The following is a 15,553-nucleotide window of genomic DNA, read 5'->3' as shown; positions in this document are numbered from 1 at the left end:
TTGACAGTATAAATATAAAAAAGGGCGATTAGCTCAGTTGGTTCAGAGCACCTCGTTTACACCGAGGGGGTCGGGGGTTCGAATCCCTCATCGCCCACAAACTGTTTCCTTTTTAACAGTATAAATATAAAGAAGGGCGATTAGCTCAGTTGGTTCAGAGCACCTCGTTTACACCGAGGGGGTCGGGGGTTCGAATCCCTCATCGCCCACAAACAAAAAAGCCTATCTAAATTAGATAGGCTTTTTTTATTTCTATTAACTTACGTTTCTGTATTGTGTAGGACTCATTCCTGTTTTAGATTTAAACATTTTACTAAAGTGTTGCGGATATTCAAATCCTAAATCATAAGCAATTTCACTTACAGATAAATTACTATTTAAAAGAATGATTTTCGCTTTTTCAATTAAATGAAGATTAATATGTTCTTTTGCACTTTTTCCAGTTTCATTTTTTAATAAATCACTTAAATAACCTGGAGAAAGGTTAACATTTTCTGCCAAATAAGAAACTGTAGGTAATCCTTTAAGCCTTATATCTTTAGAATAATATTGTTTTAAAAGAAATTCTACTTTCGAGAGAATATCTTTATTTTCTGAAGCTCTAGTATGAAATTGTCTTTCATAAAAACGAATACAATAATTAAAAAACAATTCTAAACTCGAAACAATCACACTATTGCTGTGTCGATCAATTCTTTCTTGAATTTCTGAATCAATCATTTTAATACAATTTGTAACAGTTTCTTGTTCTTGTTCTGAAAGATGTAATGCTTCATGTGTATTATAAGAGAAAAAATTCAGCTGATTCATTTTCATTCCTAAAGCAGTATTTCGAATCAATTCTGGATGAAAATTCAACATCCAACCATTTATTTTTTGATAAGGTTTTGTTTTAATTCTAAAAACTTGTTCTGGAGCAATAAAACTCATCACTCCTTCTTGAAAATCATAAGTATTTCTTCCATATTCCATCCCACAACTTTCATCTTTTAAAGTAATTGTATAGAGAGAACTCGAATACTTTATATCTATCCAAGTATCTTTTACTTTAAATTTTGACATATCAATTACACTAATCAATGGATTTTTTGGTTTTTCTAAATCTAGTGCATTATGAATTTGACTCAATAATTCTATATGAAATCGCATCTTTCTTTCTTTTTAAATTAACAAAATTCCCTTTACTCAAATTTTTCAACTCAAGCAAAAGGAATTTTCATCAAATAATATTACAAATTACTGTCCTTGCGGCCCGTTTAATAGAAGATTATCGTAAGCCTTATCTCCATGTTGCTTTCTAAAATTGATCAATCTTTCTGCCAAAAATCCTTTTACGTATCTTGTTTCTGGATTTTTTGTAGCAACAATTTGATTAATTAATTCGGCTATAACTTCTGGCTCTGTCATTGTTGTTGGAGTCGCTTCTGCCATTCTTTTATACATGTGCTGATAATTCGAATTTGGCTGGTATTTTTTAATGTATTTCATCATTGCATTCATGAAATTTGTATTAATCATTCCAGGCTCAACAATTACCACATCAATCCCAAACTGTTTTACTTCCACACGTAGACAATCGCTCCAACCTTCAACAGCATGTTTCGTTGCATGATACCAAGCTCCAAGTCCTGTATAAATCTTACCTCCCATTGAAGAAATATTGATAATTTCTCCAGATTTTTGTTTTCTCATATGAGGAAGAACTGCTTTTGTCACTCGTGCCATTCCGAACAAATTTACATCAAATTGTGCAAAAGCATCTTCCATTGTAACTTCTTCTACAGCTCCATATAATCCGTAACCTGCATTGTTAATCAAAACATCAATTTCCCCATGATCTTTGATAATTTTTGCAACACCAGCCTTTACCTCATCATCTTTTGTCACATCCATTTTTAGAGAATGACCTCCAATAGAATTTAAATATTCATTCTTTTTATATTGAATATCTCCTCCATAAACAATATGACCTTCTTTGATCAATTTTTCAGCAAAAGCTTTTCCCATTCCGGATGCCGTTCCTGTAATCAAAATTACCTTTGAATCTTTCGTTTTTTGTGCAAGAATATTTTGAACATTAAACAAAAGACAAATAACTAAACTAACTACTAATTGTTTCATATTTTATTTTTATAATGGATTTTCATCAAAACGATACAAACGAAGCGTCAATACATTATTGATATTATCCGAAGTTCCTACTCCTATGATGTATTTTTCATTTAAATATTCAAAACCTTCGTAATAACTTGTGTAAGAAGCCAACTCAAAAAAGTTTCCAACTCCAGGAGTTTCTGATGGAATTAATAATCCATCTACTTTTAAAGCTACCTTTTCTCCTTCTTCTGTTTCAATAATTCCGTGAACATCTACGATTAAATTTCCATTTGGTAAAACCACCACATAATCTGTTCCTGATAAATTTCCACTTAACTCTCCTGTAGTTGTTCCTGCAAAATCTACATTCATACGAATTCCTTCTACTGGAATAGCAACCTGACCTCCAAAAACCTCCGCAGGATTTGCTCCAAACCCTTCTATATTTGTTGACTGTGCTTGAGCTTCATAAACTAATGTTGCGTTTGGATTTTCTTGAATATTATCCCAGTTATAAGGATAGTTTTCAAAATCTGGTAATTCTTGATGTGGATATGGATTTTCTCCATCAAAAGGATCTTCTTCAAAACCATAAATACTAATCATTAAAGTATTTGTTGTATTATCTGAAGTTCCTACTCCTACAATAAACATATCATTTAAATGAGCATAATCTGGATGGTTTGAAATCAAAGTTCCTGTTTCTGTCAAATCTGAGATTGTTTGACTATTCGGAACCGTTTCTCCTTTATATCTTACAGCGATTTTTGCTCCATCATTCGTTTCAATAGTTGCATGAACATCTACAATTACATTTCCATTTGGCAACATCGTTCCGTAATCCGTTCCTTTTAAAGTTCCATTGATTTCTCCATTTACTGGACCTTCAAAAAGAAAGTTCACTCTTCTTCCTTCTTCTGGAAGTGGATCCGTAAATGCAGCTCCGAAAGTTTCAGCTCCTGTTACTTGTGCAGTTGTTTGGTATAATAAAACTGCATCTGGATTATCTGCTAAATTTTCAAAGACAGAATCAACTTCTTCCTCTTCCTCCTCAACTACTTCTTCGTTTGGGTTTTCTACCACATTATTATCATCATCTTCACTACAAGAAACAAATCCGATAAGCGAGAAAACTACGATACTAAATTTTATAAATTGTCTTTTCATTCTTTCTTAATTAAATCTTCTTTCTACTTCTTCTTTCAATTCTTTATTAAATGTTTGATAACCTTCTAAAACTGCATTTGCCAATCCGAAAGCTGGAATATTTTCATTATTACCAGTAAACTCATCTGTTTGTACAAAAAGAACTTCACTTCCACAGTTTTCGATTGTATAAAAATGGTTATCTACAATTCCTGGAATCGTAATAATTTCATCTGACCAACCATAACTTACTCCTTCATCATAAATCAAAGCATGAGGAAAACCAATAACTTGTCCTTGTGTTAAAAACAAAGCATTAATTTGACCTCCGTCTCTTACATCTCCTTCTAAACCTTTGAAAGTAGAACTCCAATTTGGCATCTTCTCAAAATCTGTAAGAACTTCCCAAACTTGATTTGGTGTAGCATTTATTACAATTGAAGTATAAACATCTGATTTTTCTTCACTCACTTGGGTAACATATCCCGATTCAGCTTCAGCAGCACAAGCAACGAAATCATCACTATCATCATCACTACAAGATATTATCAAAGAGCTTAATAAAATTGCAAAACCGAATTGTTTTAATTTTTTAATCATGTTAAATGTTTTTAATTGAAAAATGTTTTAAGCAAAACTCTAAAGAAATCAGTGCTTTGACTTACACAAATCAAGGATTATTGTATACAAATCACTGATGTATTTTTATTTAAAACCTATAAATAGCCATTAGAGTTCCTGCAATTTGATTTTCATTTCCTAATTCTACAATTGGACTATCTACTGCATCCCCTAAAAGTCTTGTATAATTAATAGATCCGACAAGCATCCATTTTCTACTCATTACATAAGTAGTTCGGATTCCAGCTCCAACATCTTTGATTCCAGCCTCAGGATAGTAATAATCCATTGTGCTGGTTCCAATATTTTCACCATTTAAACCAAAATAAGTTTCCATATAATTTTTTGTAGCGAAAGAAGTAGAAGCAGAAAGTCTAGTTATCCATTTACCTTTTCTACATGTATAACCCAAGTCCAATCTTCCTACTCCTCCTTCGTGAACACCAGAAATATCTTGTGTATATTCAATTTTAGCATCCATTTTCTTAAATCTATACCTTGTAAAAAGTCCTAGAGAAGTTGCCAAATCAATATCTTCTAACTCATTGATAAATTCATTATCTACCCAATCTTCATTTCTTGGAGTTCGAAAAGTTAATCTTGGACCAAAAGACCATTTTTTACTTGGAAGAAGGTTTGCTTCAATTCCAGCTACAGACATCCTGATGTACTGACCCTTGTTCCAGTCAGCCGAAAAATATACCGAAGGGAGTATTAAATTTTCATCAGAGCCTTCATATGTTGGAAAAGAAGCTAAACCAAATCCTGCAGAAAACTGAATTTTCTTTGGGGTAGTTTCTGCATTTTGCGCATTTATTTTTGAAATACTAAAAAGAGAAATTATAAAACATAACAAGTAAACCTTAATATCTTTTTTCATTTTTACACATTATTTAAATTTATGAAGCAAAAATGAAAGTATTCCTCCACTAGGACGTATACAAAACACGGAAGGATGTATATATTTCAAGGTTAATAAAAAAAACCGACTTAAATCCGTAGACTTAAATCGGCTCAAACAATCAATAATATCACTAAAAAATGTTATTCTTATAAATATCCTACTACTTTAAAAGCTTTTCCTTCTGGTTTTGTAACTACTTTATACAATTTTCCGTTGTACTCATAATAGTTTTTACCATCAATAGTCACTTGCTCTGCTTCTTCTGGCAATTCATAAACTACCACATCTTCTGGAGCTTCTACTACTTTATACTCTTTATTCTTTTTCACATAATACGTTCCTTGATAATAATAGTAAGGTTTTCCGAGAACTACTACTGTCTTATAACCAACTGGAAGTGTTTTCACTCGAATTCCATATGGAGCAGAAACTACCACGTATTTACCATTAATATGTCTGTAATAAACTCCCGAATGATAATGATATCTATGTCCATTTTTCTTAATCACAACAGTAGAGTTTGGTAATGTTCTTACAACTCTCACTTTTGGAGTAGGTTTTCTATAAACAACTTTTCCTCTATTAGTATGAACCACCGTTTTATTAGGAGTTTTTACTACAACTCTTTTCTTTCTTCTTTGCGCAAAAGAATCTTGTGCTACAAATAGAAAAACCACCAACAAAAACGAAGTAAGTATTTTAGAATTTCTCATAATTCAGTCATTTAAAGTTTTCGTAGATAATTTAGACTCTAAAAAGTTTTAAAAGTTTAATTCATTTTAGAAATAAAAATCATTTTTAACCTTTAAAAAAATAAATATTTATAAATCAAACAGATAATTCCGTATATTTCTCTAAACATTTATAAAAAAATTATACTATGACAAATTTCAAAACACAAAAAATGTTTCCGAATGCAATAGTCTTTTTCGGATATCTGATTTTAATACTTTCTATTTTTGTATTTATAGACTTCCGATTTTTAGTAGGGATTATGCTTGTTTTCTTTGGAGGTTTATTTGCTTTTTCTTTTACAGGAGTTATGTTCGATATAGAAAAACAACGCTTCAAAGAATATTCTAGTTATTTTGGAATAAAAGTAGGAAAATGGAAAAAATTAGAAGAGTTTCCGTATATCGGAATTTTAACTAAAAACCTTGTACAATCTACATCAAGTTTAAGTCAAAACAAATCTAAAACTAGAAGTCAAGCTTTTGATATTTGCTTAATGAGCGAAAACCATAGAATCAAAATTCCTGTAAAACGGTTTTTTGATAAAGAGAAAGCTACTTTTGCAGCAGAAAAAATGGAAGTGGATTTACCTGTAAAACTTGCAGTTTATAGTCCTAGGTAATGGTATTATTTACTAAAAAATAATTTAATTCTTACAACCTCAATTAAAAAGCCATTATACGAATCAAAGTATAATGGCTTTTCATTTTATTTTTCTTTTTTCTCAAAATGTTCATTCATTCTATCATATGCTTTACGAGTGATAATCACTAAGCTTCTTTCCTTAATATCGAAAAAAGAAACAAATTTTTCCGATACAACTATGTGTTGCTTCCAACCAGCATAAGGTTCATATAACATTAATGTACAAACATCAACAGGAGAAATCATATACCCTGAAGATTTTAAATGAGAATGCATTGTTACAGCACCTTTATTTATTTCTTGATCCGAAGTATCAAAAGTCAAAATATTTTTGTGAAGACTTTTTATTTTTTTCAGTTTATTCTTTTTATTAAAAGTCATTAAATAATCATTACCTAAAACAACAACTCCACCAACATTAAGTCCTGTTATAGCATAAACTTTTTTCTCTTTCTTAGAGATAATCGGAACTAAGTTCAAATTTGAATTTTCATAATGCTTAAATATAGAATCAGTTCTTACTTTATTATGAGCAATTTTTTTTATCGTAATAAGATTCAATTCTTTCTCAGAAACCTTTCGTTTGTCATCATCAATTTTCACTTTTGACAGATCAAAATCATCATCAAAGGAAAATCTTACCAAAACATTTGGAGTTTCTTGTTTGTCATAAAAAATACAGTGGTGTTTTCCGTCTTTTGAGTACGACACATAACCTCCAGCAACAGACTTTAAATCTGAATATTTTGCCATAAAAATATCTGTTCCATGCCATGATGCTTTTTCAGAGTTATAAAGCAACATTGCCTCTTCCATTATCTTTTCTTCTTTTGTTTGCGCAAATGATGTTGTTATGGAAAGAAATAACAACATTACAATTTTTATTGTTTTCATATATTAAATTAAATAAGTTTCGGTTTTCTTTAGTAATTAGTTTTTTTATCTAGAGTAATATTCTCCTATGTCTGCTGATTTACCATATTTAAAAGAAAGCTCATTAATATTGAACTTCAAAACCTCTTTTTTAGAAGCGTCATCGTGTGTTTCTATAGAAAAACTATAATTTGAATCAAATTTTAAGCTCCAAATATTCATTTCATCTGTTTCATCAAATTTTTTGTGGAAAATTTTCACAGATTGATCTTCTTGAATACTTCTTAAATCAAAAATCCAAAAATCTTTTCCTCGCATTCCAAATTGAACTAAAATATCTTTTTTAGGACTTTCTGAAAATCCTCCACTAGATAGCGTAAAAAATATTTCATTTAAACTTAAATCATACATCCTAAAGTTTGCACAATTTGTACCACAACCCCATCTATGAATTATCTTATTATTCATTGTCCATTCAAAGCTTCCACCAAAGCCAGGAATTATTTCAACAATTTTTTTCTGAGTTTGAAAATCATATAATGTCAACTTATAAGCTTTTCCTTTATCTTCTTTATGTCTAAAAAAGAAATATCTTTTATCGGGAGACACTTTCAAGTCTAAAACTCGTTCCCAAGGTTTGAAATTTGTCAAATTAACATCCCCTATAAAAACATCATAGTATACATTATCATGAAATTCTATTGAAATATTTTTTTGCGCGAATGTTTTAAATGTAATTAATAGCAATACAATTAAAGTTCTTTTCATTTTCATTTTTTTGGTCTGAAAATCTACAATTTTTTTTGAAAATTCATATAAGTCTTTTGATAAAATAATTAATAATTTTTGAAAGTATTCAGAATTCAAAACAGAAAAGTGTATAAAAAAGAAAAAGCCTCACTAAAATTAGTAAGGCTTTTGTCGGGGTGGCAGGATTCGAACCTGCGACCTCCTCGTCCCAAACGAGGCGCGATGACCGGGCTACGCTACACCCCGAATTGCTTCGGTTTTGCGGTTGCAATAATACGAGCTTTTTTTAGAACTGCAAGCGTTTTTTGTGTTAAAAAATGAACTTTTTTTCTATCCGTTTTATAAGTAGCAGATTATGAGAATTTAAGTGATCATCTTTTTTAATTATTTTTTTGGCGAAATGTTTTTTTCTTGCGAAAGGGATTGGAATGAAAAGCTTTTCTTTTGAAAAAAATTAGAAATTCTTTGCAAACGGAGGCGACCAACGGAAGCCCACGGATTGTTTAGAAGTTCTTTTTTTGAAAAAGAAAACTTGAAATGTAAAGCCCGACCTTTTTCTGAGTTTCTGAAAACGAAGAAAAATGGTTTCGCCCAAAATATCAAGATATAAAGTGTTATTTATCAATTTTTGATGAATCGCTGGTACGAGTTTGTAAACGTGACCACACAAATGCTAGAAACAATAGACACACTTTACAAAAGTGCGCTAGGTTTTCAATTAATAAAATAAGAGAACCTGACAGCCCTGCTCTCAAGAGAGGAACTTATTCTTCTATATTTTTTAATAAAGATGATTCGAATAATTTTGATTAAATCTAAAAGGAAAGTATTACAAATGAAAAAGCCTTACTAAAACTAGTAAGGCTTTGTCGGGGTGGCAGGATTCGAACCTGCGACCTCCTCGTCCCAAACGAGGCGCGATGACCGGGCTACGCTACACCCCGAATTGCTTCGTTATTGCGGTTGCAAATATACGAGCTTTTTTTATTCCTGCAAGCCTTTTTTAAAAAAATCAGTAAAAAATATTGTAAATTCTTTCGATTGCATTTTCTAGCTCAAACAGCCCGAAATGCCTTGATTTTCTAACATATTCTTTTCCAGAAAAATAAACTAAAACTGTTGGCTCTGAAAAGGCATTATAGGTTGCTGTAATTTTTGGAGAAAAATTTATGTTTACATAAAAAAATTTAATTTTTGGAAACTTCTCCTCGATTAATCCGTATACTTTTTCTTCCATAGACTCGGAAACACCACAAGATTGTGTACCAAAATATATAAGTACACTGTCATTATTCTCTATAACCTCTTTGTATTCTTCTTCCGTCTGAATTATTTTCGGTGTCATGTTTCGTTTTTATTTACGTCAAATGTAAAGCAAAATTAGGGATGAATTGTATTTCATTATACTAAAATCATAAAAAGTTATCAAGATAAAGTTTTCTATGTTTAGAAATCTGTTATTTTTGTTTTCAAGAAAAAAAGAAAAAAATCATGTCAGAAACTAATGAAAGAATAAAGTGCCTTATCATTGGATCAGGGCCAGCAGGATATACAGCAGCAATATACGCAGCAAGAGCAGATATGAAACCTGTTATGTATACAGGTATGCAAATGGGTGGACAATTAACAACAACTACTGAAGTAGATAACTTTCCAGGATATCCTTCAGGAACGGATGGAAATGCTTTAATGGAAGATTTAAAGAACCAAGCAGAAAGATTTGGTACTGAAGTTCGTTTTGGAGTTATTACAGAGGTAGAATTCAGTAAAGAAAAAGGTGGAATCCACAAAGCAACTATTGATGGAAACAAAGTTGTAGAGGCGGACACTGTAATTATTTCTACTGGAGCATCTGCTAAGTATTTAGGTTTAGAAAGTGAAGAAAAATTAAAAGGTGGTGGAGTTTCTGCTTGTGCTACTTGTGATGGTTTCTTCTACAAAGGACAAGATGTTGTAGTTGTTGGAGCTGGAGATACAGCTGCAGAGGAAGCAACTTACTTATCAAACATTTGTAATAAAGTTACAATGTTAGTACGTAAAGACTACATGAGAGCTTCTAAAGCAATGCAACACAGAGTTGAAAAAACAGAAAATATTGAAGTAAAATTCAATACAGAAATCGATGAGGTATTAGGTGAGAATGTTGTAGAAGGTGTAAGAGCTTTCAATAATATTTCTGGAGACAAAGAAGAGATTTCTGCTACTGGAGTATTCATCGCAATTGGACACAAACCAAACACAGATATCTTCAAAGGTCAGTTAGAAATGGACGAGGTTGGATATTTAATCACGCAACCAAAATCTACTAAGACAAACTTACCAGGAGTATTTGCAGCAGGAGATGTTCAGGATAAAGATTATAGACAAGCAATTACTGCAGCAGGATCAGGATGTATGGCTGCTTTAGATGCAGAAAGATATTTAGGTTCTTTAATCTAATTTTATAACACATATTTCAAATAAAAAACCTTTTCTAAAATTAGAAAAGGTTTTTTATTACTTGATATTTTCAAAATTGCTTAAATATGATGTTTCGTTTTAAAACTTACACACCCCTAGCCCCTCTCAAGAGGGGAATTTAATATCAATTTATATTCTATTAAACACTGATTACAGTTCCAGTGCTTGCTTTGTTTTTATCTGCATCAAAGTAGAAATCAATTCTTCCTACATTGATTCCGTAACACCCTACTTGGTTTACTAAAACATCTTCTCCTACACTATTTTTCACTACTGTTGGTTTTGGTAAGAAAGTATGCGTATGTCCTCCAATAATTAAATCGATATCTTTTGTTTGTGCTGCTACTTTAAGATCACAAACTTTGTCTTTATGGATTTCATAATCATAACCCAAGTGAGAAAGACAAATAACTAAATCACATTTTTGCTCCTCTTTTAAAACTCTACTCATGTCTTGAGCAACTCCAATCGGATCTAAATATTTAGTTTCTTTATAATTCTTAGGGTCTACTAATCCTTTCAATTGAACTCCTAAACCGAAAATTCCGATTTTGATTCCATCTTTTACAAAAATCTTATATGGCTCTGTGTGCGTATCCATCACAGTATTTGTAAAATCGTAGTTTGAAATTACAAATGGGAATTTTGCATGTGGTAATTGTTTGTATAATCCATCAATTCCGTTATCAAAATCATGATTACCTAAAGTAGAAGCATCATATTTCAACATACTCATTAATTTAAACTCCAATTCTCCACCAAAATAGTTAAAGAAAGGTGTTCCTTGGAAAATATCTCCAGCATCTAAAAGTAAAGTATTCGGGTTTTCTTTTCTAATACTTTCTACTAAAGTGGCTCTTCTTGCAACTCCTCCTTTATCTGCATATTTTGAATGTCCAGCTTCAAATGGTTCAATATGACTGTGTGTGTCATTTGTGTGTAAAATTGTAATCTTCGTAGAATAATCTTTTCCAAAAGATTGCAATGATAATCCTCCTAAAGTTAAAAAAGTGGATGCTGCTGCTGTATTTTTTAAAAAATCTCTTCTTTTCATCATTAATCTACTGTTTGAAATCTACCATCTAAAGTTACACGTAAAGTATCTTGTTTTAAGAAATAATCGATAATTGCTCCTCTTAATTTATAATCCAATTTGTATAAATTCACCGGATCTTTGAAGAAAACCATATTATCTCCTCCATTTTGAAGATAATCTGAAGTAAGAACATAATAGTTTCTATTTACATCAAAATCTTCTCCGTTTACCATCATTTTGTGTGGTTGATCGTTTTTGATCGTAATTCTAAAATGCTTTGAAATCGGATGTGCTCTTTGTGCTTTGTGTAAATAATCGATCATCATCTTCATTTTTTCACCAGTAATTTCTGCTACAACCAAAGTATTTTCGAAAGGCATTAATTGAAAAGCATTCCTATACGTTACTGGCCCAGTAGGAATATTGGCACGAATTCCTCCATAATTAAAAACTGAAAAATCTACATTTTTTCCTGTCATTTTATGAAAAATAGGATTTCCTTGTTCGTAAGCCAAGTCAGCTAATAGATTACCCAGTGAACTCTCTAATTTTCCGTCATAACGGTTTAGATCTTTTTTTGTAAAAGTCAATACTTTATTGATTTCTACTTCAATTGTGTCTTTATAAGGTGCGATAAGTTTCGTTATTTCTTCATCTGCAGAAATCTTACCATCCACAACCACCTGCTTTCCTTCAATCTTATAAAGAAATTGCTTTTCGTCTTTACATCCTATTAATACTAGGAAAGAAAAAAGCAAAAGAATGTATTTTTTCATGGTTTAAATACTAATGATTTTAATTAAATTTGCTATTCAACTTATTTTTAAATGAACTTAAAACATTTTAAAAACAAAAGTATTCAAAAATATTATCAAAAAGAAATACTTTCACAAAGCAATAACAGACAATTTAGCTCTTCTAAAATAAGGAAAGTTGGGTTTGTTATTGAAAGCAACCAAGAAAAAGACCAAATTGTTAAACTCTTAAAAAAGGAACTAGACTTAAATGACACACAACTACAATTTTTAATCTTTGCAGAATATAACAAAGGAGAAGTTTTAGAAGATTATTTTTTTACAGAAAATAACTTTGGTTGGAATGCAGAAATCAAATCCAATTATCTAAAAGATTTCGTACAAAAAGACTTTGATTTATTAGTGAATTTTAGTGATATAGATAACTTATTTATCAATCTTGTTGTATTGGAATCAAAAGCCAAATTTAAAGTAGGATTTCCTGGTATAGAAGACAATCTTTATCAGTTAATGATAGCTTGTGATACATCACAAATACCTACCTTTGTGAAAGAATTAAAAAAATACTTACATATTTTAAAGAAGTTATAATGAATAAGTTTTTAGGAACTGGTGTTGCATTGGTTACACCTTTTAAAGAGGACAAATCTATAGATTTTGACGCATTAGAGAGATTGGTAAATTATCAAATCGATAATGGAATCAATTATTTAGTAGTTTTAGGTACAACAGGAGAACCTGCAACTCTAACGAAGGAAGAAAAAGAGGCTGTAAAACAAAAAATCATTGAGGTAAATAATGGACGTTTACCAATGGTTTTAGGAATTGGAGGGAATAATACAATGGCAGTAGTAGAAGAAATCAAAAATACAGATCTTTCTGCTTTTGATGGAATTTTATCTGTTTCTCCTTATTATAACAAACCAACGCAAGAAGGAATGTACCAACATTTCAAAGCAGTTGCAGAAGCTAGTCCAATTCCTGTGATTTTATACAATGTACCAGGAAGAACGGCAAAAAACATGGAACCTGAAACGATTATTCGTTTGGCAAATGATTTCGAAAATGTAGTTGCTGTAAAAGAAGCTGCAGGAGATATGGTTCAAGCACTTCGTTTGATTCAAAACAAACCTGAAGATTTCTTAATCATTTCTGGAGACGACATGATTGCTCTACCAATGACTTTAGCTGGAGGTGCTGGAGTTATTTCTGTAATCGGAGAAGGATTACCAAAAGAATTTTCTCATATGATTCAATTAGGATTAGAAGGAAAAACAAAAGAAGCATACGAACTTCATTACAAAGTAATGGATAGTATCGATTATATTTTCGAAGAAGGAAATCCAGCAGGAATCAAATCTATGTTGAATGAATTAAATATCACATCAAAAGAAGTTCGTTTACCATTAGTTCCTGTTTCAGATGCTTTGGAGAAAAAAATTCAAGATTTTTTAAAAGAACTTTAATTACATAAAATATGTTATCACAAAAAGTAGTAGACGCACTAAATCAGCAAATTCGATTTGAAGCAGAATCTTCTCAAATCTATTTAGCAATGGCTTCATGGGCAGAGCACCAAGGTTTAGAAGGAGTTTCAACATTTATGTACGCACAATCTGATGAAGAAAGAATGCATATGCTGAAATTAATCAAATATGTGAATGAAAGAGGTGGACATGCAAGAGTTTCTGAATTGAATGCCCCTCCTGTAGAGTTTGGATCGTTTAAAGATATGTTCGAACAATTATTAGAGCATGAATTATTTGTTTCAAAATCAATCAACGAATTAGTTCACATCACTTTAGAAGAAAGAGATTATGCTACGCACAATTTCTTACAGTGGTATGTTGCTGAGCAAATAGAAGAAGAAGCAACTGCAAGAACAATTCTTGATAAAATCAACTTAATTGGTGATGATAAAGGAGGTTTATACTTATTTGATAATGATGTAAAACTTTTAACTGTAAACAGTTCTGTGACTCCTCCACAGGTTTAAAAATAAAAAAGGCTGCAAATTTGCAGCCTTTCTTTTTTATATATTATTCTTGATATCCAAATCTTCTTAACTGATTCTTATCGCTTCTCCAGTTTTTGTTGATTTTCACATAAAGATCTAAATAAACTTTTTTGTCAAAAAACTTCTCTAAATCTTTTCTTGCTTCCGAACCAACTCTTTTTAAAGCAGAACCTTTGTGTCCAATAATAATTCCTTTCTGAGAATCTCTTTCAACCATAATTACAGAACGGATTCTAATAATATCATCTGATTCTGTAAACTCCTCTGTTTCTACTTCAACAGCATAAGGAATTTCTTTTTTATAGTTTAAAAGAATTTTCTCACGAATCTTTTCATTCACGAAAAATCTTTCAGGCTTATCTGTCAATTGATCTTTAGGAAAATATGGCGGACTTGGAGGTAATAAAGAAACAATTCTCTCAAAAACAGGCTCCACATTGAAATTTTCTAAGGCCGAAATTACATACACCTCTGCATTCGGGACTTTTTCTTTCCAATAATTAACTTTCTTCTCTACCTCTTCTTGGTTCGAATTATCAATCTTATTAATCAATAATAGAACAGGAATCTTCGATCTTTTAATTTTATTAAAAAAGGCTTCATCTTTCAATTCTGACTCCCCTACTTCTACCATATATACTAAAATATCAGCATCATCAAAAGCTGACTTTACAAAATCCATCATAGATTCTTGTAATTCATATGCTGGTTTGATAATTCCAGGAGTATCAGAAAAAATAATTTGAAAATCATCTCCATTTACAAGTCCAAGTATACGATGACGAGTTGTCTGCGCCTTTGAAGTGATGATTGATAATTTTTCACCTACAAAAGCATTCATCAATGTTGATTTTCCTACATTTGGATTTCCAATAATATTTACAAAACCTGCTCTGTGCTTCATTTAGAGTATCTTTTTATTAAATTCTTTGCAAAGGTACGTCTTTTTATTCTATAAATTTCAAATACAAAAAATATTTAAAAAGCACATTACCTTATAGTTAAAAAATATTTATGAAATTTTTACTTATTTCACTTTCATTTCAAGTATTTTGTTATATATTTGCATCACAAATCGCGGGATAGAGCAGTAGGCAGCTCGTCGGGCTCATAACCCGAAGGTCACAGGTTCGAGTCCTGTTCCCGCTACTAGTAAAGCCATAATCTTTATGATTATGGCTTTTTTTATTTAATATAAAAATAAACTTGCATAGTAAATATATTGTTGTATATTTGCACCTCAAATCGCGGGATAGAGCAGTAGGCAGCTCGTCGGGCTCATAACCCGAAGGTCACAGGTTCGAGTCCTGTTCCCGCTACTAGTAAAGCCATAATCATAAAGATTGTGGCTTTTTTATTTAATATAAAAATAAACTTGCATAGTAAATATATTATTGTATATTTGCACCTCAAATCGCGGGATAGAGCAGTAGGCAGCTCGTCGGGCTCATAACCCGAAGGTCACAGGTTCGAGTCCTGTTCCCGCTACTAGTAAAGCCATAATCATAAAGATTGTG

Annotated in this window: 17 protein-coding genes and 7 tRNA genes; 10 read left to right on the top strand and 14 right to left on the bottom strand. The window is 31.3% G+C overall.

Annotated features, from left to right (window positions below):
* Positions 1–22 precede the first annotated feature (22 nt).
* A tRNA-Val gene (locus I0K12_RS16255) sits at positions 23–97 on the top strand.
* 37 nt (positions 98–134) lie between these two features.
* Positions 135–209 (top strand) — tRNA-Val (locus I0K12_RS16250).
* A 46-nt stretch (positions 210–255) separates the two neighbouring features.
* Here I0K12_RS16250 and I0K12_RS16245 read toward each other — a convergent pair.
* The 6 genes from I0K12_RS16245 to I0K12_RS16220 form a co-directional block, all read right to left on the bottom strand.
* Positions 256–1,149: a helix-turn-helix domain-containing protein gene (locus tag I0K12_RS16245; protein ID WP_196889193.1), complete on the bottom strand. Its 894-nt coding sequence runs from the start codon at positions 1,147–1,149 to the stop codon at positions 256–258.
* A gap of 87 nt (positions 1,150–1,236) precedes the next feature.
* Complete coding sequence (locus I0K12_RS16240) at positions 1,237–2,121, bottom strand: oxidoreductase (protein WP_196889192.1); 885 nt, start codon at positions 2,119–2,121, stop codon at positions 1,237–1,239.
* A 9-nt stretch (positions 2,122–2,130) separates the two neighbouring features.
* A complete protein-coding gene (locus I0K12_RS16235) occupies positions 2,131–3,264 on the bottom strand; it encodes a DUF3237 family protein (RefSeq protein ID WP_196889191.1) in 1,134 nt (377 codons plus the stop codon).
* Between the two features lie 6 nt (positions 3,265–3,270).
* Positions 3,271–3,843 (bottom strand): SRPBCC family protein, encoded by a 573-nt coding sequence (locus tag I0K12_RS16230; protein ID WP_196889190.1) that lies wholly within the window; start codon positions 3,841–3,843, stop codon positions 3,271–3,273.
* Positions 3,844–3,952: 109 nt separating this feature from the next.
* The gene (locus I0K12_RS16225; RefSeq protein WP_196889189.1) at positions 3,953–4,744 is read right to left on the bottom strand and encodes a MipA/OmpV family protein; all 792 of its coding nucleotides are present in this window, start codon (positions 4,742–4,744) and stop codon (positions 3,953–3,955) included.
* A 170-nt stretch (positions 4,745–4,914) separates the two neighbouring features.
* The gene (locus I0K12_RS16220; protein WP_196889188.1) at positions 4,915–5,481 is read right to left on the bottom strand and encodes a DUF6515 family protein; all 567 of its coding nucleotides are present in this window, start codon (positions 5,479–5,481) and stop codon (positions 4,915–4,917) included.
* A 167-nt stretch (positions 5,482–5,648) separates the two neighbouring features.
* Between I0K12_RS16220 and I0K12_RS16215 the strand changes: the two genes are divergently transcribed.
* The gene (locus tag I0K12_RS16215) at positions 5,649–6,122 is read left to right on the top strand and encodes a hypothetical protein (protein ID WP_196889187.1); all 474 of its coding nucleotides are present in this window, start codon (positions 5,649–5,651) and stop codon (positions 6,120–6,122) included.
* Between the two features lie 86 nt (positions 6,123–6,208).
* Here the strand turns inward: I0K12_RS16215 and I0K12_RS16210 are convergent, their stop codons facing one another.
* The 5 genes from I0K12_RS16210 to I0K12_RS16190 form a co-directional block, all read right to left on the bottom strand.
* Positions 6,209–7,039: a hypothetical protein gene (locus tag I0K12_RS16210; protein ID WP_196889186.1), complete on the bottom strand. Its 831-nt coding sequence runs from the start codon at positions 7,037–7,039 to the stop codon at positions 6,209–6,211.
* 45 nt (positions 7,040–7,084) lie between these two features.
* Positions 7,085–7,786, bottom strand: coding sequence for a hypothetical protein (locus tag I0K12_RS16205; protein ID WP_196889185.1), 702 nt, complete (start codon positions 7,784–7,786; stop codon positions 7,085–7,087).
* Positions 7,787–7,939: 153 nt separating this feature from the next.
* Positions 7,940–8,014, bottom strand: a tRNA-Pro gene (locus tag I0K12_RS16200).
* A 623-nt stretch (positions 8,015–8,637) separates the two neighbouring features.
* A tRNA-Pro gene (locus tag I0K12_RS16195) sits at positions 8,638–8,712 on the bottom strand.
* Between the two features lie 68 nt (positions 8,713–8,780).
* Positions 8,781–9,113, bottom strand: a complete 333-nt coding sequence (locus I0K12_RS16190) for a thioredoxin family protein (RefSeq protein ID WP_196889184.1) — start codon at positions 9,111–9,113, stop codon at positions 8,781–8,783.
* A 146-nt stretch (positions 9,114–9,259) separates the two neighbouring features.
* Between I0K12_RS16190 and trxB the strand changes: the two genes are divergently transcribed.
* Positions 9,260–10,207 (top strand): thioredoxin-disulfide reductase, encoded by a 948-nt coding sequence (gene trxB / locus I0K12_RS16185; RefSeq protein WP_196889183.1) that lies wholly within the window; start codon positions 9,260–9,262, stop codon positions 10,205–10,207.
* Between the two features lie 160 nt (positions 10,208–10,367).
* Here the strand turns inward: trxB and I0K12_RS16180 are convergent, their stop codons facing one another.
* Together I0K12_RS16180 and I0K12_RS16175 are read right to left on the bottom strand one after the other, a co-directional pair.
* Positions 10,368–11,282: a bifunctional metallophosphatase/5'-nucleotidase gene (locus I0K12_RS16180; RefSeq protein WP_196889230.1), complete on the bottom strand. Its 915-nt coding sequence runs from the start codon at positions 11,280–11,282 to the stop codon at positions 10,368–10,370.
* A 2-nt stretch (positions 11,283–11,284) separates the two neighbouring features.
* On the bottom strand, positions 11,285–12,040 hold the full coding sequence (locus tag I0K12_RS16175) for a 5'-nucleotidase C-terminal domain-containing protein (protein WP_196889182.1): 756 nt from the start codon (positions 12,038–12,040) through the stop codon (positions 11,285–11,287).
* A 51-nt stretch (positions 12,041–12,091) separates the two neighbouring features.
* Here I0K12_RS16175 and I0K12_RS16170 point away from each other — a divergent pair, with 51 nt between their 5' ends.
* The 3 genes from I0K12_RS16170 to I0K12_RS16160 are packed head-to-tail and all read left to right on the top strand — an operon-like array spanning position 12,092 to position 14,015.
* Complete coding sequence (locus I0K12_RS16170; RefSeq protein ID WP_196889181.1) at positions 12,092–12,610, top strand: DUF6913 domain-containing protein; 519 nt, start codon at positions 12,092–12,094, stop codon at positions 12,608–12,610.
* Positions 12,610–13,485, top strand: coding sequence for a 4-hydroxy-tetrahydrodipicolinate synthase (gene dapA, locus I0K12_RS16165; RefSeq protein WP_196889180.1), 876 nt, complete (start codon positions 12,610–12,612; stop codon positions 13,483–13,485). Before I0K12_RS16170 ends, dapA begins: the two co-directional genes overlap by 1 nt.
* An 11-nt stretch (positions 13,486–13,496) precedes the next feature.
* On the top strand, positions 13,497–14,015 hold the full coding sequence (locus I0K12_RS16160; RefSeq protein WP_196889179.1) for a ferritin: 519 nt from the start codon (positions 13,497–13,499) through the stop codon (positions 14,013–14,015).
* A gap of 43 nt (positions 14,016–14,058) precedes the next feature.
* Here the strand turns inward: I0K12_RS16160 and era are convergent, their stop codons facing one another.
* A complete protein-coding gene (era, locus tag I0K12_RS16155) occupies positions 14,059–14,940 on the bottom strand; it encodes a GTPase Era (RefSeq protein WP_196889178.1) in 882 nt (293 codons plus the stop codon).
* A 172-nt stretch (positions 14,941–15,112) separates the two neighbouring features.
* Between era and I0K12_RS16150 the strand changes: the two genes are divergently transcribed.
* The 3 genes from I0K12_RS16150 to I0K12_RS16140 all read left to right on the top strand — a co-directional run bounded on the left by I0K12_RS16150 (position 15,113) and on the right by I0K12_RS16140 (position 15,524).
* Positions 15,113–15,185 (top strand) — tRNA-Met (locus I0K12_RS16150).
* A gap of 97 nt (positions 15,186–15,282) precedes the next feature.
* Positions 15,283–15,355 (top strand) — tRNA-Met (locus tag I0K12_RS16145).
* Positions 15,356–15,451: 96 nt separating this feature from the next.
* Positions 15,452–15,524 (top strand) — tRNA-Met (locus I0K12_RS16140).
* The last annotated feature ends 29 nt before the right edge of the window (positions 15,525–15,553 follow it).

Source organism: Aureivirga sp. CE67 (assembly GCF_015767245.1).
Taxonomy (GTDB): Bacteria; Bacteroidota; Bacteroidia; order Flavobacteriales; family Flavobacteriaceae; genus Aureivirga.
This window is presented reverse-complemented; position numbering and strand designations above follow the sequence as displayed.